Origin of the sequence: Pantoea sp. 22096 (assembly GCF_052045955.1) — a bacterium.
GTDB lineage: Bacteria > Pseudomonadota > Gammaproteobacteria > Enterobacterales > Enterobacteriaceae > Pantoea > Pantoea alfalfae.
Genome location: NZ_JBQEPW010000003.1, coordinates 39521 through 60686, shown reverse-complemented (window position 1 = coordinate 60686; position 21166 = coordinate 39521). Strand labels below are relative to the sequence as shown.

At 56.9% G+C, this 21166-nt stretch carries 20 protein-coding genes; 16 read left to right on the top strand and 4 right to left on the bottom strand.

Features of this window, described 5'->3' with window-relative positions:
* Nucleotides 1–128: 128 nt before the first annotated feature.
* Genes cysJ through ACTJKZ_RS12970 form a run of 3 tightly spaced genes read left to right on the top strand, consistent with a single transcriptional unit; the run spans nucleotide 129 to nucleotide 4392 of the window.
* Nucleotides 129–1940, top strand: a complete 1812-nt coding sequence (gene cysJ, locus ACTJKZ_RS12980; RefSeq protein ID WP_222925046.1) for an NADPH-dependent assimilatory sulfite reductase flavoprotein subunit — start codon at nucleotides 129–131, stop codon at nucleotides 1938–1940.
* The gene (gene cysI / locus ACTJKZ_RS12975; protein WP_161732795.1) at nucleotides 1940–3661 is read left to right on the top strand and encodes an assimilatory sulfite reductase (NADPH) hemoprotein subunit; all 1722 of its coding nucleotides are present in this window, start codon (nucleotides 1940–1942) and stop codon (nucleotides 3659–3661) included. Before cysJ ends, cysI begins: the two co-directional genes overlap by 1 nt.
* Complete coding sequence (locus ACTJKZ_RS12970) at nucleotides 3658–4392, top strand: phosphoadenylyl-sulfate reductase (RefSeq protein ID WP_222925048.1); 735 nt, start codon at nucleotides 3658–3660, stop codon at nucleotides 4390–4392. Before cysI ends, ACTJKZ_RS12970 begins: the two co-directional genes overlap by 4 nt.
* A 63-nt stretch (nucleotides 4393–4455) precedes the next feature.
* Here the strand turns inward: ACTJKZ_RS12970 and ACTJKZ_RS12965 are convergent, their stop codons facing one another.
* Together ACTJKZ_RS12965 and ACTJKZ_RS12960 are read right to left on the bottom strand one after the other, a co-directional pair.
* Nucleotides 4456–4740: a YciI family protein gene (locus tag ACTJKZ_RS12965; protein ID WP_161732792.1), complete on the bottom strand. Its 285-nt coding sequence runs from the start codon at nucleotides 4738–4740 to the stop codon at nucleotides 4456–4458.
* Nucleotides 4741–4749: 9 nt separating this feature from the next.
* Nucleotides 4750–5763 (bottom strand): aminopeptidase, encoded by a 1014-nt coding sequence (locus ACTJKZ_RS12960; RefSeq protein WP_161732790.1) that lies wholly within the window; start codon nucleotides 5761–5763, stop codon nucleotides 4750–4752.
* 365 nt (nucleotides 5764–6128) lie between these two features.
* On the opposite strand from ACTJKZ_RS12960, the gene cysG reads away from it, so the two are divergent.
* From cysG to rpoS, 13 genes are all read left to right on the top strand, one after another.
* A complete protein-coding gene (gene cysG / locus ACTJKZ_RS12955; protein ID WP_253419877.1) occupies nucleotides 6129–7544 on the top strand; it encodes a siroheme synthase CysG in 1416 nt (471 codons plus the stop codon).
* 9 nt (nucleotides 7545–7553) lie between these two features.
* The gene (cysD, locus tag ACTJKZ_RS12950; RefSeq protein ID WP_013358871.1) at nucleotides 7554–8462 is read left to right on the top strand and encodes a sulfate adenylyltransferase subunit CysD; all 909 of its coding nucleotides are present in this window, start codon (nucleotides 7554–7556) and stop codon (nucleotides 8460–8462) included.
* An 11-nt stretch (nucleotides 8463–8473) separates the two neighbouring features.
* Nucleotides 8474–9901, top strand: a complete 1428-nt coding sequence (cysN, locus tag ACTJKZ_RS12945; protein WP_161732786.1) for a sulfate adenylyltransferase subunit CysN — start codon at nucleotides 8474–8476, stop codon at nucleotides 9899–9901.
* Entirely contained in the window at nucleotides 9901–10506 is a 606-nt protein-coding gene (gene cysC, locus ACTJKZ_RS12940) for an adenylyl-sulfate kinase (protein WP_161732784.1), read from the top strand. Before cysN ends, cysC begins: the two co-directional genes overlap by 1 nt.
* A gap of 54 nt (nucleotides 10507–10560) precedes the next feature.
* Nucleotides 10561–10881, top strand: coding sequence for a DUF3561 family protein (locus ACTJKZ_RS12935; RefSeq protein ID WP_150014624.1), 321 nt, complete (start codon nucleotides 10561–10563; stop codon nucleotides 10879–10881).
* 169 nt (nucleotides 10882–11050) lie between these two features.
* Nucleotides 11051–11368 (top strand): cell division protein FtsB, encoded by a 318-nt coding sequence (gene ftsB / locus ACTJKZ_RS12930; RefSeq protein ID WP_003849108.1) that lies wholly within the window; start codon nucleotides 11051–11053, stop codon nucleotides 11366–11368.
* 3 nt (nucleotides 11369–11371) lie between these two features.
* A complete protein-coding gene (gene ispD, locus ACTJKZ_RS12925; protein WP_161732782.1) occupies nucleotides 11372–12088 on the top strand; it encodes a 2-C-methyl-D-erythritol 4-phosphate cytidylyltransferase in 717 nt (238 codons plus the stop codon).
* Nucleotides 12088–12570 carry a 2-C-methyl-D-erythritol 2,4-cyclodiphosphate synthase gene (gene ispF, locus ACTJKZ_RS12920; RefSeq protein WP_008927107.1) on the top strand — a complete coding sequence of 161 codons (483 nt, stop codon included), beginning with the start codon at nucleotides 12088–12090 and terminating at the stop codon, nucleotides 12568–12570. Before ispD ends, ispF begins: the two co-directional genes overlap by 1 nt.
* On the top strand, nucleotides 12567–13607 hold the full coding sequence (gene truD / locus ACTJKZ_RS12915) for a tRNA pseudouridine(13) synthase TruD (protein ID WP_440829696.1): 1041 nt from the start codon (nucleotides 12567–12569) through the stop codon (nucleotides 13605–13607). The genes ispF and truD overlap by 4 nt, the downstream gene beginning before the upstream one ends.
* A gap of 191 nt (nucleotides 13608–13798) precedes the next feature.
* Nucleotides 13799–14560 carry a 5'/3'-nucleotidase SurE gene (gene surE, locus ACTJKZ_RS12910; RefSeq protein ID WP_440829695.1) on the top strand — a complete coding sequence of 254 codons (762 nt, stop codon included), beginning with the start codon at nucleotides 13799–13801 and terminating at the stop codon, nucleotides 14558–14560.
* Nucleotides 14554–15180, top strand: a complete 627-nt coding sequence (locus ACTJKZ_RS12905; RefSeq protein WP_253419867.1) for a protein-L-isoaspartate(D-aspartate) O-methyltransferase — start codon at nucleotides 14554–14556, stop codon at nucleotides 15178–15180. The genes surE and ACTJKZ_RS12905 overlap by 7 nt, the downstream gene beginning before the upstream one ends.
* 162 nt (nucleotides 15181–15342) lie before the next feature.
* On the top strand, nucleotides 15343–16443 hold the full coding sequence (gene nlpD, locus ACTJKZ_RS12900) for a murein hydrolase activator NlpD (protein ID WP_161732888.1): 1101 nt from the start codon (nucleotides 15343–15345) through the stop codon (nucleotides 16441–16443).
* A 57-nt stretch (nucleotides 16444–16500) separates the two neighbouring features.
* Nucleotides 16501–17493, top strand: a complete 993-nt coding sequence (gene rpoS, locus ACTJKZ_RS12895; RefSeq protein WP_161732776.1) for an RNA polymerase sigma factor RpoS — start codon at nucleotides 16501–16503, stop codon at nucleotides 17491–17493.
* A gap of 133 nt (nucleotides 17494–17626) precedes the next feature.
* On the opposite strand, the gene mutS is transcribed toward rpoS, so the two are convergent.
* Nucleotides 17627–20188, bottom strand: coding sequence for a DNA mismatch repair protein MutS (mutS, locus tag ACTJKZ_RS12890; RefSeq protein ID WP_161732774.1), 2562 nt, complete (start codon nucleotides 20186–20188; stop codon nucleotides 17627–17629).
* A gap of 307 nt (nucleotides 20189–20495) precedes the next feature.
* Nucleotides 20496–21143, bottom strand: a complete 648-nt coding sequence (gene narL, locus ACTJKZ_RS12885; RefSeq protein WP_222925053.1) for a two-component system response regulator NarL — start codon at nucleotides 21141–21143, stop codon at nucleotides 20496–20498.
* Nucleotides 21144–21166: the final 23 nt, after the last annotated feature.

Below are 21166 nucleotides of genomic sequence, written 5' to 3'. Positions count from 1 at the left end.
AACCACTTAGTCATTTTGGTTATTTGATATGTCGAAGGTGTATTTAATCGTTAATATACGGACCGGTAACCTACGCACTCTTCCGCCACTTTACGGTCCGGACTTCTGATACTGGAATTTTTAACGCGATGACGACTCAGGCACCTGGTTCACTGCTTCCGCTCTCACCGGAACAACTCGCCCGCTTACAGGCGGCGACGACAGATTATTCCCCGACTCAACTGGCGTGGCTGTCAGGCTATTTCTGGGGCCGGGTAGAGCAGACGCCGGGTGGCGCCGTCGCCAGCAGCGCACCGTCCGCGCCCGCCGCTGAAGCGCCGGTTATTACCTTGCTTTCCGCCTCTCAGACCGGCAATGCCCGTCGCCTGGCGGAGCAGCTGCGTGATGATCTGCTGGCTGCGAAGCTGAACGTAAACCTGGTGAATGCCGGTGATTACAAGTTTAAGCAGATTGGCCAGGAAAAAATGCTGGTGGTGGTCACCTCTACTCAGGGCGAAGGTGAGCCACCGGAAGAGGCGGTGGCGCTGCATAAATTCCTGATGTCGAAGAAGGCACCGAAAATGGAGGGGGCGGCCTTTGCAGTGTTTGGCCTGGGCGATACCTCTTATGAATTCTTCAGTCAGGCGGGCAAAGATTTTGACAGCCGTCTGGCGGAGCTGGGCGGCGAACGTCTGCTGGACCGCGTTGATGCGGATGTCGAGTATGCAGAGCAGGCCACGGCCTGGCGCGGTGCGCTGACGGAAATTCTGAAAAAGCGCGTGCCGACCGAATCCCCGGCGCAGGCTGCGGCGACAGCGGCAGGCACCGTCAACGAAGTGACCACCAGTCCCTACAGCAAAGAGTCTCCACTCAGCGCCAGCCTGGCGGTGAATCAGAAAATTACCGGACGTGACTCAGACAAAGATGTGCGCCATATCGAAATCGATCTGGGCGACGCCGGTCTGCGCTATCAGCCTGGCGATGCGCTGGGCGTCTGGTATGAAAATGACGCGGCGCTGGTCAGCGAACTACTGGAGCTGGTCTGGCTGAAAGGCGATGAGTCAGTGGAGGTTCAGGGCAAAACCCTGCCGCTGGCTGAGGCGTTGCAGAAGCACTTTGAGCTGACAGTGAATACCGCGCAGATTGTCGCACAGTACGCTCAGCTGTCCCGTAACGCCGAGCTGCTGTCGCTGGTGGATGATAAAGCCCGGCTGCAGCAGTATGCGCAGCACTATCCGATTGTGGATATGGTGCGGCTGGCACCGGCTGAACTGAGCGCTGAACAGCTGACCGGGCTGCTGCGCCCGCTGACGCCGCGACTCTACTCTATCGCCTCTTCACAGGCCGAAACCGACACCGAAGTGCACATCACTGTAGGTGCCGTACGCTTCGATATTGAAGGCCGCCAGCGCGGCGGCGGTGCATCGACCTGGCTGGCCGATCGTGTTGAAGAAGAGGGCGAAGTCCGCGTCTTCATCGAGCACAACGACAATTTCCGCCTGCCGGCTAATCCGGACGCGCCGGTGATCATGATTGGCCCGGGCACCGGCATCGCGCCGTTCCGCGCCTTTATGCAGCAGCGCGACAACGACGGTGCCAGCGGCAAAAACTGGCTATTCTTTGGTAATCCGCACTTCACCGACGATTTCCTCTATCAGGTGGAGTGGCAGAAATATGTGAAGGATGGCCTGCTGACGAATATTGACCTTGCCTGGTCACGCGATCAGGCAGAGAAGATTTACGTACAGGATAAGATCCGCGCGAAAGGGGCCGAAGTCTGGCGCTGGATTGAAGAGGGCGCGCATCTTTATGTCTGTGGCGACGCGAATCGTATGGCAAAAGACGTCGAGCAGGCATTGCTGGATGTGGTGGTCGAACACGGCGGAATGGATCGTGAAACGGCCGACGAATTTTTAAGTGAGCTGCGCATTGAGCGCCGTTATCAGCGAGACGTTTACTAATGAGTGATAAACACCCTGGACCGCTGGTTGTAGAAGGTAAGTTAACCGACGCTGAGCGCCTGAAGAAGCAGAGCAACTATCTGCGCGGCACCATCAAAGAAGATCTGGAAGAGGGTCTGACCGGTGGCTTTACCGGCGATAACTTCCTGCTAATCCGTTTTCACGGCATGTACCAGCAGGACGATCGCGACATTCGCGCTGAACGTGCGGAGCAGAAGCTGGAACCGCGCCACGCCATGATGCTGCGCTGCCGACTGCCGGGCGGGATCATTACGCCGACGCAGTGGCTGGCCATCGACAAATTTGCTACCGACAAAACTATTTATGGCAGCATCCGTCTGACCAACCGTCAGACCTTCCAGTTTCACGGCATTCTGAAGAAGAACGTCAAGCCGACGCATCAGATGCTGCATGAAGTGGGGCTGGATGCGCTGGCGACCGCCAACGACGTCAACCGTAACGTGCTCTGTACGTCGAACCCGGTTGAGTCGGAACTGCATCAGGAAGCGTATGAGTGGGCGAAGAAGCTCTCCGAGCATCTGCTGCCGCGCACCCGTGCCTATGCCGAGATCTGGTGGGATAAAGAAAAAGTCGCGACAACAGACGAAGAGCCGATTCTCGGTGAAACCTATCTGCCGCGTAAATTCAAAACGACGGTAGTGATCCCGCCGCATAACGATGTGGATCTGCACGCCAACGATCTGAACTTTGTCGCCGTCGCCGAGAACGGCAAGCTGGTGGGCTTCAACCTGCTGGTGGGAGGCGGTCTTTCGATCGAGCACGGTAACAAAGCGACTTACGCGCGTACCGCCAGCGAATTTGGTTACTTCCCGGTTGAGAAGATCCTCGATGTTGCCGAGGCGGTCGTGACGACGCAGCGTGACTGGGGTAACCGTACCGACCGTAAAAACGCCAAAACCAAGTACACCCTGGAACGCGTTGGCGTCGAGACCTTTAAAGCGGAAGTTGAAAAACGCGCTGGCCTGACGTTTGAGCCGATCCGTCCCTATGAGTTCACCACCCGTGGCGATCGCATTGGCTGGATCAAAGGCATCGACAACAAATGGCATCTGACGCTGTTTATCGAAAATGGTCGCCTGCTCGACTATCCGGGCCGACCGCTGAAAAGCGGCATCGCGGAAATTGCGAAAATCCATCAGGGTGACTTCCGCCTGACCGCCAACCAGAACCTGATTGTGGCGGGCGTGCCGGAAAGCGAAAAAGCGCAGATTGAAGCGATCGCCCGCGCACATGGTCTGATGGATCATGTGACGCCACAGCGCGAAAACTCGATGGCCTGCGTCGCGTTCCCGACCTGTCCGCTGGCGATGGCAGAAGCCGAACGCTTCCTGCCCGCGTTTGTGACTAAAGTCGAGGGCATCATGCACGCGCATGGCGTTGGTGATGAGCACATAGTGTTACGCGTTACCGGTTGTCCGAACGGTTGCGGCCGTGCCATGCTGGCTGAACTGGGTCTGGTGGGTAAAGCGCCAGGCCGCTACAACCTGCATCTGGGCGGAAACCGCAGCGGAACGCGTATTCCCCGTATGTATCGTGAAAACATTAACGAAAGCGAAATTCTCGCCACCATTGATGAGCTGGTGGGACGCTGGGCCACCGAGCGCCAGGCCGCTGAAGGCTTTGGTGACTTCACCATCCGCGCAGGCATTGTTGCGCCGGTGCTGGACCCGGCACGCGACTTCTGGGAGGAAGCAAAATGAGTCAGCCCGACCTCGCAGCACTGAATGAGATGTCCAAAGTCCAGCGTGCGATGGCGCTGGCGGCGACCAATGCGCAGCTGGAGAAGTCATCAGCAGAAGAGCGGGTCAGCTGGGCGCTGGAGAATCTGCCGGGCGCCTATGTGCTCTCCTCCAGTTTCGGTATTCAGGCCGCGGTGTCGCTGCATCTGGTGACGCGTCAGCAGCCCGATATTCCGGTGATCCTGACCGACACTGGCTATCTGTTCCCGGAGACCTATCGTTTTATTGATGAGCTGGCGAACCAGCTTAATCTCAACCTCAAAGTGTTCCGTGCCGAAACCTCACCGGCCTGGCAGGAAGCGCGCTATGGCAAACTGTGGGAGCAGGGGGTCGAAGGGATTGAGAAGTATAACGAGATCAATAAAGTCGAGCCGATGAACCGGGCTATTGAAAGCCTGGGTGCCCAGACCTGGTTTGCCGGTCTGCGCCGCGATCAGTCCGGCAGCCGGGCGAATCTGCCGGTGCTGGGCGTGCAGCGAGGCGTCTTCAAGCTGCTGCCGATTATCGACTGGGATAACCGCCAGATTCATCAGTATCTGGAGCAGCACAAGCTGAAGTATCATCCGCTGTGGGATGAAGGCTACCTTTCGGTGGGCGATACCCACACCACCCGCAAGTGGGAGCCGGGTATGGCAGAAGAAGAGACGCGCTTCTTTGGTCTTAAACGCGAGTGTGGTCTGCACGAAGGCTGATGCCGTGCTTCTCTCCCCCGCCAGGGGGAGAGAATGTCTTCGTGCAGTCAGTCAGGCAGGAAGTTAAACGCCTTTTAATCCGGCAAACGCCTCCGCTGCACGGGTCACATTCACTTTCGTCACCTCATACTCCGCCACCGCGACAAACGGATCTTCCGCTAAGATCGCATCCAGCTTTTCACGTTCCATCTCCCTGACCATCAGCATGCCGCCCGTGCGTGGATCTTTACGTCCCGCGGCAATAAAAAAGCCCGCATCAAAATAGCGATCGAGCCAGTCGATATGGCCTGCCAGCAGCGCTTCAACCTCTTCTATCGGACGAACGTAATTCAGAAATACCACGTACATGTCAGATCCTCACACTTTGGGATTGGTCAGTTCGCTGAGCAGCGGCAGCAGCACGCGAACACTGTCGCGGGTTCGCAGGGTTATCTGGCCCGGCAGCCAGCGGTCGAGATAGCTCAGATTATCCAAATCAGTCTGATGACGGGTTACGCCATCAGGAAAGTGGTGGCTGCGATGACGCTGTAACGCGCCATCTTTATTTCCCAGCGTCCAGTTGCTGGCGGTGACATCCAGCAGCGGAAAGCCCGCCCTGTCGAAGGCATTCAGACCGTTGAAGTCTTTGCGATTCAGCTGGTGGCTGGCAGCGGGAATGCCCAACTGACGGGCCAGTAGCAGAGCGCGGTCGCTGGTCTGCTTGCGCACCGCCCGAGGCGTGTTCATGCCGCTGTTGAAATAGAGATGATCGCCGGTGATCAGGCTGTTCAGATCGATGACCAGCAGCGTATTTTTCTTCTCACGCGTGCTCATCCGCTCAACATAATCATCCATGCCGTGCAGATCGGTTTCTCCGGCGCTGAGCGCCACAAAGCGGATGCCGTAGTGCAGCGGTTTGTGACTCAGCTGCTGTGCCAGCTCCAGCATCACGCCAAGACCCGACGCATTATCGTCGACGCCCTGCAGACGCAAGCCGCCCAGATTATGATGGACCTGGCTGCTGTTCTGCGGCGTCCAGGTATCCAGATGCGCCACGATCAGAATCTCCTGCGGCACGCTGCCTGCACGCGCGGCTATCACCGAGGTGGCCGTGAGCTTATGCCAGCGCTGCGTACCGTCATCCTCCTGCCATTTATAGCCGGTGTTGAACTGGCGGGTATCGGTTTTATACCCCAGCGCGGTAAATTGCTGTTGCAGATAGTCAGCGGCCATCAGTTCAGCCGGACTTCCGCTCATCCGGCCAGGAAAATAGGTGGCGATGTGCCGGACCTGCTGTTCGGCAAACTGACCCGCTGGCGCGGCCAGGACCAGCGGGGAAATGAGTGCGCTAAACAAAACTGTCGCGACCCTCAGGCGGAGGGAACAAAACATAGTGCATCCTTTTTTTTCATTATCCGGGAGCCAACAGGCATGCGGGCCAGGGCCAGCCATGCCGCGCGCATTATACGCCTTTTGTTCTGTGAGCTGGTTAGCGGAATCGGGCGCTGCTCTGAGCGAAAGCACGAACACACATTTATTACTGGCACTTATCTGGTTTTGCAGACGCAGGCGCGGCCCTGAATGTGTGAACCTGTTCACAAAAAAGCCATTAAATACATCTGCTAAGAACAAATTGTTCTGTGCTTTGCGGCGTCGTTATTCCATTCGGTAACTACTCATTCCAATTCGTAATTTCATCTGGATAAACTCAGCGACGTATAGTCGCGTTAATACAAAGTTAAATCATCAGGGTTAACGTGGACTATTTGCCTCTTTTTGCCGATCTCTCTGGCCGCCCGGTTCTGGTTGTCGGCGGTGGAGATATTGCGGCGCGAAAAATTGAACTGCTGCGTCGCGCGCGCGCGCGTATTCAGATCGCCTCTCGTGAACTCTGCCCTGAACTGCAGGCACTGCTGGATAAGCAGGAGCTGGAGTGGGTGGCGACCGCATTTGACCCGACCCAGCTGGATGGTGTTTTCCTGGTGATTGCCGCCACCGACGACAACCAGCTTAATACCCAGGTTTTTGAAGCCGCAAACGCGCGGCATAAGCTGGTTAACGTGGTCGACGACCAGCCAAAATGCACCTTTATCTTCCCGTCGATTGTTGACCGCTCACCGCTGGTGGTGGCGATCTCCTCCAGCGGCACCGCACCGGTGCTGGCACGCATGCTGCGCGAAAAAATCGAAACGCTGCTGCCCGCCAGTCTTGGTCAGATGGCGGAGGTAGCCGGACTCTGGCGCGATAAGGTCAAACAGCGCTTCAGCCGCATGTCCGATCGTCGGCGTTTCTGGGAGCGTGCCTTCGACGGTCTGTTCGCCAGTCAGATGTCCGCCGGTAACGTCGAAGAGGCGAAGCGCACGCTGGATCGTGAACTGCTGGAAGAGCCAACCCGTCAGGGCGAGATCTTTCTGGTCGGTGCCGGGCCGGGCGACAGCGGCCTGCTGACGCTGCGTGGCCTGCAGGTAATGCAGTTAGCCGATGTGGTGCTCTACGACCATCTGGTCAGCGAAGAGGTGCTGGACCTGGTGCGTCGCGACGCCGACCGCATCTGCGTCGGTAAACGCGCCAGCGCGCATACGTTGCCGCAGGAAGAGATTAATCAGTTGCTGGTTTCACTGGCGCTGAAAGGTAAGCGCGTTGTCCGCCTTAAGGGCGGCGATCCCTTTATCTTTGGCCGCGGCGGCGAAGAGCTGCAGGCGGCACAGCAGGCGGGCGTGCCGTTCCAGGTGGTGCCGGGCGTCACCGCGGCTGCCGGCGCGACAGCCTATGCCGGGATTCCGCTGACCCATCGCGATTACGCGCAGAGCGTGATGTTTATTACCGGTCACTGCCGTCCCGATGGCGATGATATTGACTGGCCATCGCTGGCGCGTGCGCGTCAGACGCTGGCGATCTACATGGGCACGGTTAAAGCAGCCGCTATCAGCGCAGCGCTGATTCAGCACGGTCGCGCGCCATCAACGCCAGTGGCGGTGATCAGTCGCGGCACCCGTCAGGATCAACAGGTGCTGACCGGCACCTTAGAACAACTTGAGGCGCTGGCCGCCTCGGCACCTACTCCGGCGCTGCTGGTGATTGGAGAGGTGGTTAATCTGCACGGGCAACTCGCCTGGTTTAAACATTCAGCACAACAGGGGACTCGCGAGTCCGCCGTTGTCAATCTGGCTTGAGGGAAAATCATGGACCAAAAACGACTCACTCATCTGCGTCAGCTGGAGGCGGAGAGTATCCACATCATTCGCGAAGTGGCAGCAGAGTTCAGCAACCCGGTGATGATGTACTCCATCGGCAAAGACTCCTCGGTGATGCTGCATCTGGCGCGTAAAGCCTTTTATCCGGGCACGCTGCCGTTCCCGCTGCTGCATGTGGATACCGGCTGGAAATTCCGTGAAATGTACGCGTTTCGCGACCGCACCGTGAAAGCGATGGGCGCAGAGTTGCTGGTTCACCGCAATCCGGAAGGCGTGGCGATGGGGATTAACCCTTTTGTCCACGGCAGTGCCAAACACACTGACATTATGAAGACCGAAGGGCTGAAGCAGGCGCTGAACAAATATGGTTTTGATGCGGCCTTTGGTGGCGCTCGTCGCGATGAAGAAAAGTCACGCGCCAAAGAGCGTATCTACTCCTTCCGTGACCGCTTCCATCGCTGGGATCCGAAAAACCAGCGTCCTGAGCTGTGGCACAACTACAACGGCCAGATCAACAAAGGCGAGAGCATCCGTGTCTTCCCGCTGTCGAACTGGACCGAACTGGATATCTGGCAGTACATCTTCCTGGAAAACATCGAGATCGTGCCGCTCTATCTCGCCGCGCCGCGTCCGGTGCTGGAGCGTGATGGCATGCTGATGATGATCGATGACGATCGCATCAACCTGCAGCCGGGTGAAGAGATCACCCAGCGGATGGTCCGTTTCCGTACGCTCGGCTGCTGGCCTCTGACTGGGGCGGTAGAGTCCGAAGCGCAGACGCTGCCGGAGATCATCGAAGAGATGCTGGTCTCCACCACCAGCGAGCGTCAGGGCCGCATGATCGATCGCGATCAGTCCGGTTCGATGGAACTGAAAAAACGCCAGGGTTATTTCTAAGGAGACGCCAGATGAATACCGTAATTGCACAACAGATTGCCGACCAGGGCGGCGTTGAAGCCTGGCTGACCGCTCAACAGCATAAGAGCCTGCTGCGTTTTCTGACCTGCGGCAGCGTGGACGACGGAAAAAGTACCCTGATTGGGCGTCTGCTGCATGACACCCGTCAGATCTATGAAGATCAGCTTTCATCACTGCACAACGACAGCAAACGACACGGCACCCAGGGCGAGAAGCTCGATCTGGCGCTGCTGGTGGATGGCCTGCAGGCGGAGCGTGAGCAGGGCATTACTATTGATGTGGCCTACCGCTACTTCTCGACCGAAAAGCGTAAATTTATTATCGCGGACACGCCGGGACATGAACAGTACACCCGCAACATGGCGACCGGCGCGTCAACCTGCGATCTGGCGATCCTGCTGATCGATGCACGTAAAGGCGTACTGGATCAGACCCGCCGTCACAGCTTTATCTCAACGCTGTTGGGCATCAAACACCTGGTGGTGGCGATCAACAAGATGGACCTGGTGGAGTACGATCAGGCACGCTTCGAGCAGATCAAACAGGATTACCTGGATTTTGCTGCCCAGCTGCCGGAAGACCTTGATATCCGCTTTGTGCCAATGTCAGCGCTGGAAGGGGACAACGTTGCCTCTGCCAGTCAGACCATGCCGTGGTACAGCGGACCGACCCTGCTGGATGTACTGGAAACCGTGGAGCTGAAGCGCGTTGTCGATCATCAGCCGATGCGTTTCCCGGTGCAGTATGTGAACCGTCCCAACCTGGATTTCCGTGGCTATGCCGGTACTCTGGCGTCGGGCAGCGTGCAGGTGGGCCAGCGGGTAAAAGTGCTGCCGTCTGGCGTGGAGTCGACTATTGCCCGTATTGTGACTTTTGATGGCGATTTGCAGGAAGCGGGTGCAGGCGAAGCGATTACGCTGGTACTGCAGGATGAGATTGATATCAGCCGTGGCGATCTGCTGGTGGATGCCAGCGAAGCACTGGCTGCGGTGCAGTCTGCCAGCGTTGATGTGGTCTGGATGGCGGAACAGCCGCTGCAGGCCGGTCAGAGCTATGACCTGAAAATCGCCGGTAAGAAAACCCGTGGTCGCGTTGAGAAGGTGCTGCATCAGGTCGAGATCAATTCGCTGGAGACGCGTCAGGTCGATTCGCTGCCGCTGAACGGTATTGGTCGCATTGAGATCACCTTTGACGAACCGATGGTGCTCGATAGCTATCAGCAGAACCCGGTAACCGGCGGCATGATCTTTATCGATCGCCTGAGTAACGTCACCGTGGGTGCTGGCATGATCCATCAGCCAAACCATGATGCGCCGGTTAACAGCGGTGAGTTCAGCGCGTTTGAGCTGGAACTGAATGCGCTGGTGCGTCGTCACTTCCCACACTGGAACGCGCGCGACCTGCTGGGCGGTCAATAATGGCGCAGCACGATGATAACGTGGTGTGGCATGACCATCCGGTAACACGTGCTTCTCGCGAGCAGCAGCACGGCCATCAGGGCGTGGTGCTGTGGTTCACCGGGCTTTCGGGCTCGGGGAAATCCACCGTCGCAGGTGCGCTGGAGCAGGCGCTGCACCGCATCGGTGTCAGCACCTATCTGCTGGATGGTGACAATGTGCGTCACGGCCTCTGTCGTGACCTCGGCTTCAGCGATGATGACCGCAAGGAGAACATCCGTCGGGTCGGTGAAGTGGCGAAGCTGATGGTGGATGCCGGACTCGTGGTGCTCACCGCCTTTATTTCGCCGCATCGCGCCGAGCGTCAGATGGTGCGCGACCTGCTGGAGCCAGGGCAGTTTATCGAGGTGTTTGTCGATACACCGTTAGCGGTGTGTGAAGCGCGCGATCCGAAAGGTTTATATCGCAAAGCGCGCGCCGGTGAGCTGCGTAATTTCACCGGCATCGACAGCGTCTATGAGGCGCCAGACAGCCCGGAAATCAAGCTGGATGGCGAACAATTGGTTACAAAACTGGCTGCCCAATTGTTAGACCTGCTGCGTGACCGCGATATCATCAGATCCTGAAGAGACAGCGGCAGATCGGGTCTGATCTGCCGCCCTCGCGCCAACAGGATGCCTATGCAGAACATTACCCCAATGCTCGCCCGTAAAGATGACTCAGCCCCGGATGAGCCACGCTCACTGCTGCCGGGCGGCGTTATCGGCTTTCTTGCTTACTGGTGTGCGCTGGCGATTCCATTCCTGCTGTTCGGCTCTAACACGCTGTTTTTCTTTCTCTATACCTGGCCATTCTTTCTGGCGCTGTTGCCGGTCGCCGTGGTGACGGGTATTGCACTGAATACGCTGCTGAGCGGGCAGTGGCTCTGGGCCGCGCTTGCCACAGTGATTATGGTGGTCACGCTCTTCTGGTTAATGTTCTCATTTCTTTCTGGCTGGTAAGCCATCACTGCGCCTGTGCTGATGTGCAAACGCATCGGCAGGTTACAAATCTTTTCCCGCCAGAATCGGTACTGATTACCCGGACGCGCAGCAAAGCATGCCATTTTCGCCGCTGGTGTGGAGTCCTGTGCAAAGTTATGGGATGATTGGGCCGTTTTTAGGGGGCGGGATGGGAAAACTGACGTTACTGTTATTGGTGCTGCTAGGCTGGCTGCAATATTCATTGTGGCTGGGGAAAAATGGCATCCATGACTATACGCGCGTCAATGATGATGTCGCGGTGCAACAGGCAAACAATGCCAAACTGAAATCGCGAAACGATCAGCTGTTTGCCGAAATTGATGACCTCAATGGCGGCTCGGAAGCGATCGAGGAGCGTGCGCGCAATGAACTGGGCATGATTAAGCCCGGTGAGACCTTCTATCGTCTGGTGCCTGACCAGAATAAACGCAACGCGCAACAATCAGCGCAAAACCTACAACGATAAATCATGAACACTCTGGCCTCCCTTGCGGATGTGATTGCCGTGGTGCCCGCTGCCGGGATCGGCAGCCGCATGCAGGCAACCTGTCCAAAGCAGTATCTGACGATTGGTCAGCACACCCTTCTGGAACACAGCATTGCACGTCTGTTTTCCCATCCCGCTATCAGACAGGTGATTGTTGCCCTTAGCCCCGATGACGAGCACTTTGCTTCCCTGCCGCTGGCACGCGATCCGCGCGTGGTCAGGGTCACAGGCGGAGAGACCCGTGCCGAATCGGTGCTGGCAGGACTCCAGGCCGCACAGGGTTCCGCCTGGGTGCTGGTCCATGACGCTGCGCGTCCCTGTCTGCATCCCGACGATCTCCAGCAACTGCTCAACGTGCGCGAACAGAGCCACGTAGGCGGAATTCTGGCCGCGCCCGTGCGCGACACGATGAAGCGGGGCGAGCCGGGCAAAGCGGCAGTGGCCCATACCGTAGAACGTGACGATCTCTGGCACGCTTTAACACCGCAATTTTTCCCTCATGCACTGCTCACCGCCTGCCTGACGCGGGCGCTGGCAGAAGGCGCGACCATCACCGATGAGGCGTCGGCGCTAGAGTATTGCGGCTACCATCCGCTGTTAGTCAGCGGACGCAGTGATAACATCAAAGTCACCCGGCCAGAAGATCTGGCGCTGGCGGCTTTTTATCTGAGTCAGATTCAATTAAAGGAGAGCGCATGATGCGTATCGGTCACGGTTTTGACGTTCACGCCTTTGGCGGAGAAGGTCCGTTAGTGATTGGCGGTGTGCGGATCCCGTTTGAACACGGTTTTATCGCCCATTCGGATGGCGATGTAGCGCTGCATGCGCTGACTGACGCGCTGCTTGGCGCAGTAGCGATGGGCGACATCGGCAAGCTGTTTCCCGACACCGATCCGGCCTTTAAAGGGGCAGACAGCCGCGGCCTGTTGCGAGAGGCCTGGCGTCGTATCGAAGCCAAAGGCTATCGTATCGGTAATGTCGACGTTACGATTATTGCTCAGGCTCCGAAAATGCTGCCGCACGTGCCACAGATGCGCATCAACATTGCAGAAGATTTAGGCTGCCATATGGATGCGGTCAACGTCAAAGCGACCACCACCGAGAAGCTCGGCTTTACCGGGCGCGGCGAAGGCATCGCCTGTGAAGCGGTCGCGTTAGTTCTGAAAGCTGACAGCCAATGACGCTGAATTACCTGCACGGCACGCCCGTCGCTTCCGGCGTGATCAAAGCCAACCCGGAAGATTTCGTGGTGGTGGAAGACCTCGGGTATGGCGCGGATGGGGAAGGTGAGCATCTGCTGGTGCGTATCCGTAAGGTCGGGGCCAATACCCGCTTTGTGGCGGAGGCGCTGGCTAAGTATCTTGGTATTCATCAGCGCGACATGAGCTATGCCGGGATGAAAGACCGCCATGCGGTCACGGAGCAGACCCTCTGTTTTCGTCTGCCAGGCAATGCGATGCCCGATCTGCGTGGTTTTTCGCTTGAGGGCGTCGACATTCTGCAGGTGGTGCGCCACAAGCGTAAGCTGCGCATCGGCGCACTGGCAGGGAATGCGTTCCGGCTGGTCATTCGCCAGATCAGCGATCGTGATGCGGTTGAAACGCGTCTGGCGCAGATTCGCGATGCGGGCGCGCCCAACTATTTTGGTGAACAGCGTTTTGGTCGCGGCGGCAATAACCTGGTGATGGCGGAAAAGTGGGCGCGCAATGAGATCATTATTCGCGACCGCAACAAGCGCAGCCTGATGCTTTCTGCCGCACGCAGTGCGCTGTTTAATCAGGTGACCAGTGCGCGTCTGCAACAGCAGGGCAGCCTGACGCAGGTGCTCAACGGCGATGCTTTGCAGCTGACTGGCCGTGGCAGCTGGTTTGTTGCCCAGCCTGATGAACTTGCAGAGTCACAGCGCCGGGTTGAACAGCATGAGCTGCGCATTACCGCGCCGCTGCCCGGACGCGGTGAGCCTGGCCCGCAGGCTGACGCGCTGGCCTTTGAGCAGCAGGCGCTGGCGGATGAGTCGCTGCTGCTGGAATTAATGGAACGTGAGAAGGTCGATGCCGCCCGCCGCGCCATGCTGGTGGTGCCGCGCGATATGCAATGGAGCTGGTGGGATGACGTCACGCTGGAACTGGCGTTCTGGCTGCCTGCGGGTAGCTTTGCCACCAGCGTGGTCCGGGAGCTGCTGACTCAAACGGATGCGCCCGATCAGCCTGATGAGTAATCTTCGCTGCAACATGACCCGACTTGTGGGTAATGTTGCGGCAAACCCCCACCGTCGTGTGATTTACGCCTACCACTTCCTTGCGTGCCTCGCTAGAATGCAAAAATCGCTGTCCATTCATCACCTGTTGCCATGCCGTTGAAACAGGTTCAGTCACGGCGACCAGTCGAATAAAAAAAGGTCAGAACGAAATGCGGATATTGCTCAGCAACGATGACGGCATTCATGCGCCAGGCATTCAGACTCTGGCAAACGCTCTGCGGCAGATTGCTGACGTGCAGGTTGTTGCTCCCGATCGTAACCGAAGCGGTGCCTCCAACTCCTTAACGCTGGAAACACCTCTACGTACTTTCACCCATGAAAACGGCGATATCGCGGTTCAGATGGGCACCCCGACCGATTGCGTCTATCTGGGGGTGAATGCGCTGATGCAGCCGCGTCCTGACATTGTGGTGTCAGGCATCAATGCCGGCCCTAATCTGGGCGATGATGTCATCTACTCCGGCACGGTGGCGGCGGCGATGGAAGGGCGACATCTTGGTTTACCGGCGATAGCGGTTTCGCTTAACGGCCATCTGCACTACGCCACTGCGGCAGCGGTGACCTGCGCAATCCTCAGGGCGCTGACGCATGAACCGCTGCGCACCGGCCGCATTCTCAACATCAATGTCCCCGATCTGCCGCTGGCCGAACTTAAAGGCATCCGCGTGACGCGCTGTGGCAGTCGCCATCCAGCGGATCAGGTGATTGCGCAGCAGGATCCGCGTGGCAATACCCTCTACTGGATTGGCCCGCCGGGCGAAAAACTGGATGCGGGCCCGGATACGGACTTTGCCGCCGTGGATCAGGGCTACGTTTCTGTGACCGCACTACATGTCGATTTAACGGCGCACAGCGCGCAGAATGTGCTCAGTGACTGGCTGGCTAAAGCTGAGGTGAACCTGGCATGGTGAATCGGCGTATTGAGACATTGCTGTCACAACTGCGTCAGCAGGGTATTGATGATGAGAACCTGCTGAAAGCCATCAGCGAGGTGCCACGCGAACGGTTTATTGACGAGGCGTTTGAGCATAAAGCCTGGGACAATGTAGCCTTGCCTATCGGCTCCGGTCAGACGATCTCACAGCCCTATATGGTCGCGCGGATGACCGCGTTACTCGGCCTGAATCCGCATTCGCGTGTACTGGAGATTGGTACGGGGTCCGGGTATCAGACAGCGATTCTTGCCCATCTGGTAGACCATGTTTATTCAGTGGAACGCATCAAAGGGCTGCAGTGGCAGGCCAAGCGTCGTCTGAAACAGCTGGATCTGCATAATGTCTCAACCCGCCATGGCGATGGCTGGCAGGGCTGGCCTTCTCGCGGGCCGTTCGATGCCATTATCGTTACAGCCGCTCCACCGGAAATTCCGATTGCGCTGATAGCACAACTGGCAGAAGGCGGCATTATGGTGCTGCCGGTTGGCGAAGATCAGCAGGTACTGAAGCGCCTGCGTCGCCAGGGCGCAGAAGTTACGGAAGAGATCATTGAACCGGTGCGTTTTGTTCCGCTGGTGCAGGGCGATCTCGCCTGACGCTCTTCGTATTTCTTCACAACTGTTTCATGGCACCACCTGGTTGATATTGTTACTATCCAGTTTATTCAACGAAAACACAGATTTTATCGCGCCGCGCAGAGCATTCTGCTGGCCGGTGCAGTGAAACAGATAGATCAGCGTTGCCATCACGGGGGATTAATGAGCACGGGAAGCACACTTTTTCAGTTACGCCGTCTGGCGGCACTTTCACTGGTAGGATTCTGGCTTGCAGGCTGTAGCTCCGGCGACAACTCACAGGCACCCATCAGTCGCGTTGGCGATGATGGTGGCATGATGAACAGCCAGGCTGGCGCAGGCCCGGTTTCGGGTGGTGTTCCTGCCGCGCCGTCTCAGGGACAAATGTTAAGCAGAAATTCAGCATCTGTTCCCAGCAATGGTGGAATGATTAGTACCAACAGTAATGTTGAGACGCAGAACGGCCGGATAGTGTACAACCGCAGTTACCAGAATATTCCTAAGGGTAGCTACTCCGGTGAAACGTATACCGTTAAGCGCGGAGACACCTTGTTTTACATTGCCTGGATTACCGGCAATGATTTCCGTGATTTAGCCCAGCGCAATAACGTTGCCGCGCCATATAGCCTGAATGTAGGCCAGACTTTACAGATTGGTAACGGATCGGGCCAGCCGATTACCGGTGGAAATCCCATTACCGTTGCTGATGCAACGCAGGGCGGCGTGCCGGCCGCGCCACAAATTAAATCGCCTGCTGTTGCACAGCAACCTGTTATTACGTATTCTGATGATTCAGGTAATTCGGGTGGCAGCAAATTGTTGCCTTCGAAAGGAGCAAATGTTGCAACGACAACAGCTCCGGTGATTACCGCACCCCCAACGGTTAGCAGTACTACCAACAGTTCAACGCCGGTCGGAAGCTGGCGCTGGCCGACTGACGGGAAGATTATCGATAACTTCTCTGCCGCCGAAGGTGGCAATAAAGGTATCGATATCGCCGGGACGCGCGGACAATCTGTGGTTGCCACTGCTTCAGGACGAGTGGTTTACGCAGGTAACGCACTCCGGGGTTACGGTAATTTGATCATCATTAAACACAACGATGATTACCTGAGCGCCTACGCCCACAACGATACAATGCTGGTTCGGGAACAACAGGAAGTTAAGGCGGGGCAAAAGATCGCTACCATGGGTAGCACCGGAACCAGTTCAGTCAGATTACACTTTGAAATTCGTTACAAGGGGAAATCCGTAAACCCGTTGCGTTATTTACCGCAGCGATAATCCGGCAGAACAAAACTGTTTTATGTTCTGCCCTGGAATCACGGGTAGGAGCCGCTTATGAGCCAGAATACGCTGAAAGTAAACGAGTTACATGAGAACGCGGAATTCGATGAGAATGGAGCTGAAATTTTTGACGAGAAGGCACTCGTTGAAAACGAAGCCAGTGATAGCGACGTAGCGGAAGAAGAGTTGCTATCACAGGGTGCGACGCAGCGTGTATTAGATGCGACGCAGCTCTATCTTGGGGAGATTGGCTATTCTCCGTTGTTAACGGCAGAGGAAGAGGTTTTCTTCGCTCGCCGTGCATTGAGAGGTGACATCCCTTCCCGTCGCCGCATGATCGAAAGTAACTTACGCCTGGTAGTGAAAATCGCCCGTCGTTACAGCAATCGTGGTTTAGCCCTGCTGGACCTGATTGAAGAAGGTAACCTCGGCCTGATTCGTGCCGTTGAGAAATTTGACCCCGAGCGCGGGTTCCGTTTCTCAACCTATGCTACCTGGTGGATTCGTCAGACCATTGAACGGGCGATCATGAATCAAACCCGTACCATTCGTCTGCCGATTCACATTGTAAAAGAACTGAATGTTTATCTGCGAACTGCGCGTGAACTTTCCCACAAGCTCGACCATGAGCCGAGTGCGGAAGAGATCGCCGATCAGCTTGATAAACCTGTTGAGGACGTAAGCCGTATGTTACGTCTCAACGAACGCATTACCTCAGTTGATACGCCATTGGGCGGTGATTCTGAAAAAGCGCTGCTGGATATTCTGGCCGATGAGAAAGACAACGGCCCTGAAGACACCACGCAGGACGATGATATGAAACAAAGCATCGTCAAATGGCTGTTCGAACTGAACGCCAAGCAGCGTGAAGTGCTGGCACGTCGTTTCGGCCTGTTAGGCTATGAAGCGGCAACGCTTGAGGATGTGGGTCGTGAAATCGGCTTAACCCGTGAGCGTGTACGTCAGATTCAGGTTGAAGGTTTGCGCCGTCTGCGAGAAATCCTGCAGGCGCAGGGCCTCAGCATTGAAGCACTGTTTCGTGAATAATCGTCTGTAAGATGGTCTGAGTTCGAATGCAAAAAGCGGTGGTGAAAACCACCGTTTTTTTTATGCCTGCAGAAAAGTGATTTACAGAAGTGTGCCAGCGCCGCACCGTGCGTTCACACGATGCGGCGTGCTATCACACCAGTGATTTAAGCCGGTAAATCCAGTCGAGCGCCTGACGCGGTGTTAGCGTATCCGGATCCAGCGCCTCAAGCGCCTCCACCGCTGGCGAGGTCTCTTCAACCAGCAGCGGCAGCTGAGAACCATCTACCGTTGATGATGCCGAGTGATTTGAAACGGTTTCCAGCTCTTTCAGCTTGTTGCGCGCTCGCTTGATCACCTCTTTAGGCACGCCGGCCAGCGCGGCTACGGCCAGACCATAACTCTTGCTCGCTGCACCTTCCTGAACGCTGTGCATAAAGGCAATAGTGTCGCCATGCTCAACCGCATCCAGATGGACGTTGACCACGCCTTCCATTTTTTCCGGCAATGTTGTCAGCTCAAAGTAGTGGGTGGCAAACAGCGTCATCGCCTTGATGCGGTTCGCCAGGTTTTCGGCGCATGCCCAGGCCAGCGATAAACCGTCGTAGGTCGAGGTGCCGCGTCCAATCTCATCCATTAGCACCAGACTGTTTTCAGTGGCGTTATGCAGGATGTTTGCGGTTTCGGTCATCTCAACCATAAAGGTCGAGCGCCCGGAGGCGAGATCGTCAGCGGCACCGACGCGGGTAAAGATGCGATCCAGTGGTCCAATCAGCGTCTCATCGGCAGGAACGAAACTGCCAATCCATGCCATCAGCGCAATCAGTGCCGCCTGTCGCATATAGGTACTTTTACCACCCATGTTAGGACCGGTAATAATCAGCATTCTGCGCTGGGGTGCCAGTGACAGCGGGTTAGCAATAAACGGCTCTTTCAGGACCTGTTCAACCACCGGATGGCGACCGCCACTGATTTTAATGCCGGCTTTATCCTGCAGCACAGGACGGCAATAGTTCAGGGTCCAGGCACGTTCTGCCAGGTTGCTCAACACGTCCAGTTCGGCCAGCGCGGCGGCACTCAGCTGTAGCGCTTCAAGGTGCGGCAGCAGCTGATCGAACAGCGCCTCATACAGGCTCTTCTCCAGCGACAGCGCTTTACCCTTCGAGGTGAGAACTTTATCTTCGTACTCTTTCAGTTCCGGGATGATGTAGCGCTCAGCGTTTTTCAGCGTCTGACGACGGACATAGTGCATCGGAACCTGATGACTCTGTCCCCGACTCACCTGGATGTAATAACCATGCACACCGTTAAAGCCGACCTTCAGCGTATCCAGTCCCAGCTTCTCGCGTTCACGGATCTCCAGCCGGTCAAGGTAGTCGGTAGCGCCATCGGCCAGCGCGCGCCACTCATCCAGCTCCGCGTTGTAGCCTGGCGCAATCACCCCGCCGTCGCGAATCAGCACCGGCGGTGACTCAATCACCGCCTGTTCCAGCAGCTCACGTAACGCGCTGAATTCGCCCATCTGCGTGCGCAGCTTCTGTAGCTGTGGCGCTTTAACGTCGGCCAGCAGTTGGTTGAGTTCCGGCAGTTGCTGAAACGCATGACGCATGCGGGCCAGGTCGCGCGGACGCGCGGTGCGCAGTGCGAGACGCGCCAGGATACGCTCCAGATCGCCGACCTGACGCAGCACCGGCTGCAGCACGTCGCTGAGATTCTGCAGTTCAGCAATCGACTCCTGACGCTGGTTAATGATGCGCACATCACGCAGCGGCATATGCAACCAGCGCTTCAGCATCCGGCTGCCCATCGGGGTGACGGTTTTATCCAGCACAGCCGCTAAGGTGTTGTCAGTACCGCCAGCCAGGTTCTGGGTAATCTCCAGATTGCGGCGGGTGGCGGCATCCATGATGATGCTGTCCTGCTGCCGCTCCATGCTCAGCGAGCGGATGTGGGGCAGCGTGGTGCGCTGGGTATCTTTGACATATTGCAACAGGCAGCCCGCCGCACTCAGTCCGAGGTGCGCGTTCTCTACGCCGAAGCCATTGAGGTCGCGGGTGCCGAACTGCAGATTCAGCTGCTGGCGCGCGGTGTCAATTTCAAACTCCCACAGCGGACGACGGCGCAGGCCACGACGCTGATCGATCAGCGACATCGCCTGAAAATCTTCAGGGTAGAGCAGCTCAGCAGGATTGGTGCGCTGTAGCTCTGCCGCCATGGTTTCGGCATCAGCCGGTTCGCTTAATCGAAAACGGCCTGAGCTGATATCCAGCGTGGCGTAGCCAAAACCGCGCGGACTTTGCACAATCGCCGCCAGCAGATTGTCATGCCGCTCCTGCAATAGCGCCTCATCACTGATGGTGCCGGGTGTTACAATGCGCACCACTTTGCGCTCGACCGGTCCTTTGCTCAGCGCCGGATCGCCTATCTGCTCGCAGATGGCAACCGATTCGCCCAGCTGAACCAGCTTAGCCAGATAGCCTTCAACCGCATGATAGGGCACACCTGCCATCGGGATCGGTTCGCCCGCGGACGCGCCGCGTTTGGTGAGTGAAATCTCCAGCAGCTGTGAGGCGCGTTTTGCGTCGTCATAAAACAGCTCGTAGAAGTCACCCATACGGTAAAACAGCAGAATATCAGGATGCTCAGCCTTGAGGCGCAGGTACTGCTGCATCATGGGCGTATGGGAAGGAAAGTCCTTTTCGGTTGGCTCTTGCATAAGGTTTTAACTCATCTTTAATGCGGTAAATTTCTGGCGGTCAACGCCCATGAAACCGAAAGGATTCGCGTCGGCGCGCAGGATAACCAGATGATAACGAATAGGGCAGGGCATATGCCAGCCTGATAATCGCCCTGATCCTGACCGGGTGTAACCTGACAGGCATCCTGGCAAATGTGGCGACGGCTGGCGACAGAAAAGTGGCGTTTTTCATGATGCTGGCGTGGTGCTGCGAGACGGCTCGCGATTTCTGCGTCAGTTTATGGCGGAAGGGGCGGCGCTACAGCGCACAGCAGAAGGAAAATACTCAGTGCAGCCCGTTCTGCAGCGCCCAGACGGCGGCTTCAAGGCGGGATTTGAGGTTCATTTTTTTCAGCAGATATTTGACGTGAACCTTGACCGTGCTTTCACTGATAGCCAGTTTGCGGGCAATCGCTTTGTTGGTCATTCCATCGCTGATCAGTTGCAGGATGTCGCGTTCACGTCGGGTCAGCTGGCTGATATCGCGCGTCTGCGCAGGCTGTGAATTGCGCAACCGCGCAACCAGAATTGGGGTTAACGCTTCGCTCAGTACGATCTGCCCGGCGGCCGCCTGATGCAGCGCTTTCAGCAAGGCTTCGGGTTCCATATCTTTCAGCAGATAACCATCCGCACCGCGCTTCAGCGCGCTGACCACATCCTCTTCATTATCGGAAACGCTGAACACCACCACCCGGCCAGAAAGGGCGATTTGGCGCAGTTGGGTGAGGGTATCCAGCCCGCTCAGACCCGGCATATTAAGATCCAGCAGGATCAGGTCGGGATCGTGCTGTTGTGCCAGCGCCAGACCATCAATGCCGTTACCCGCTTCGGCCACTACCTGCAGTCGTTCATCCAGCGCAATCAGCTGCTTCAGACCGTTGCGCAGCATAGGATGATCATCGATTAATAAGAGCGTAAATTTCTCTGCCGTCACAATCTTTCCTGTCCTATACGCCA

Coding starts and splice junctions, on each gene's coding strand:
- ispD (WP_161732782.1), top strand. CDS start 11,372: ATGAACACTCTGGCCTCCCTTGCGGATGTGATTGCCGTGGTGCCCGCT.
- nlpD (WP_161732888.1), top strand. CDS start 15,343: ATGAGCACGGGAAGCACACTTTTTCAGTTACGCCGTCTGGCGGCACTT.
- cysC (WP_161732784.1), top strand. CDS start 9,901: ATGGCGCAGCACGATGATAACGTGGTGTGGCATGACCATCCGGTAACA.
- ACTJKZ_RS12935 (WP_150014624.1), top strand. CDS start 10,561: ATGCAGAACATTACCCCAATGCTCGCCCGTAAAGATGACTCAGCCCCG.
- truD (WP_440829696.1), top strand. CDS start 12,567: ATGACGCTGAATTACCTGCACGGCACGCCCGTCGCTTCCGGCGTGATC.
- ACTJKZ_RS12970 (WP_222925048.1), top strand. CDS start 3,658: ATGAGTCAGCCCGACCTCGCAGCACTGAATGAGATGTCCAAAGTCCAG.
- ftsB (WP_003849108.1), top strand. CDS start 11,051: ATGGGAAAACTGACGTTACTGTTATTGGTGCTGCTAGGCTGGCTGCAA.
- mutS (WP_161732774.1), bottom strand. CDS start 20,188: ATGCAAGAGCCAACCGAAAAGGACTTTCCTTCCCATACGCCCATGATG.
- ispF (WP_008927107.1), top strand. CDS start 12,088: ATGCGTATCGGTCACGGTTTTGACGTTCACGCCTTTGGCGGAGAAGGT.
- ACTJKZ_RS12905 (WP_253419867.1), top strand. CDS start 14,554: ATGGTGAATCGGCGTATTGAGACATTGCTGTCACAACTGCGTCAGCAG.
- cysD (WP_013358871.1), top strand. CDS start 7,554: ATGGACCAAAAACGACTCACTCATCTGCGTCAGCTGGAGGCGGAGAGT.
- ACTJKZ_RS12965 (WP_161732792.1), bottom strand. CDS start 4,740: ATGTACGTGGTATTTCTGAATTACGTTCGTCCGATAGAAGAGGTTGAA.
- cysN (WP_161732786.1), top strand. CDS start 8,474: ATGAATACCGTAATTGCACAACAGATTGCCGACCAGGGCGGCGTTGAA.
- surE (WP_440829695.1), top strand. CDS start 13,799: ATGCGGATATTGCTCAGCAACGATGACGGCATTCATGCGCCAGGCATT.
- cysI (WP_161732795.1), top strand. CDS start 1,940: ATGAGTGATAAACACCCTGGACCGCTGGTTGTAGAAGGTAAGTTAACC.
- rpoS (WP_161732776.1), top strand. CDS start 16,501: ATGAGCCAGAATACGCTGAAAGTAAACGAGTTACATGAGAACGCGGAA.
- cysJ (WP_222925046.1), top strand. CDS start 129: ATGACGACTCAGGCACCTGGTTCACTGCTTCCGCTCTCACCGGAACAA.
- ACTJKZ_RS12960 (WP_161732790.1), bottom strand. CDS start 5,763: ATGTTTTGTTCCCTCCGCCTGAGGGTCGCGACAGTTTTGTTTAGCGCA.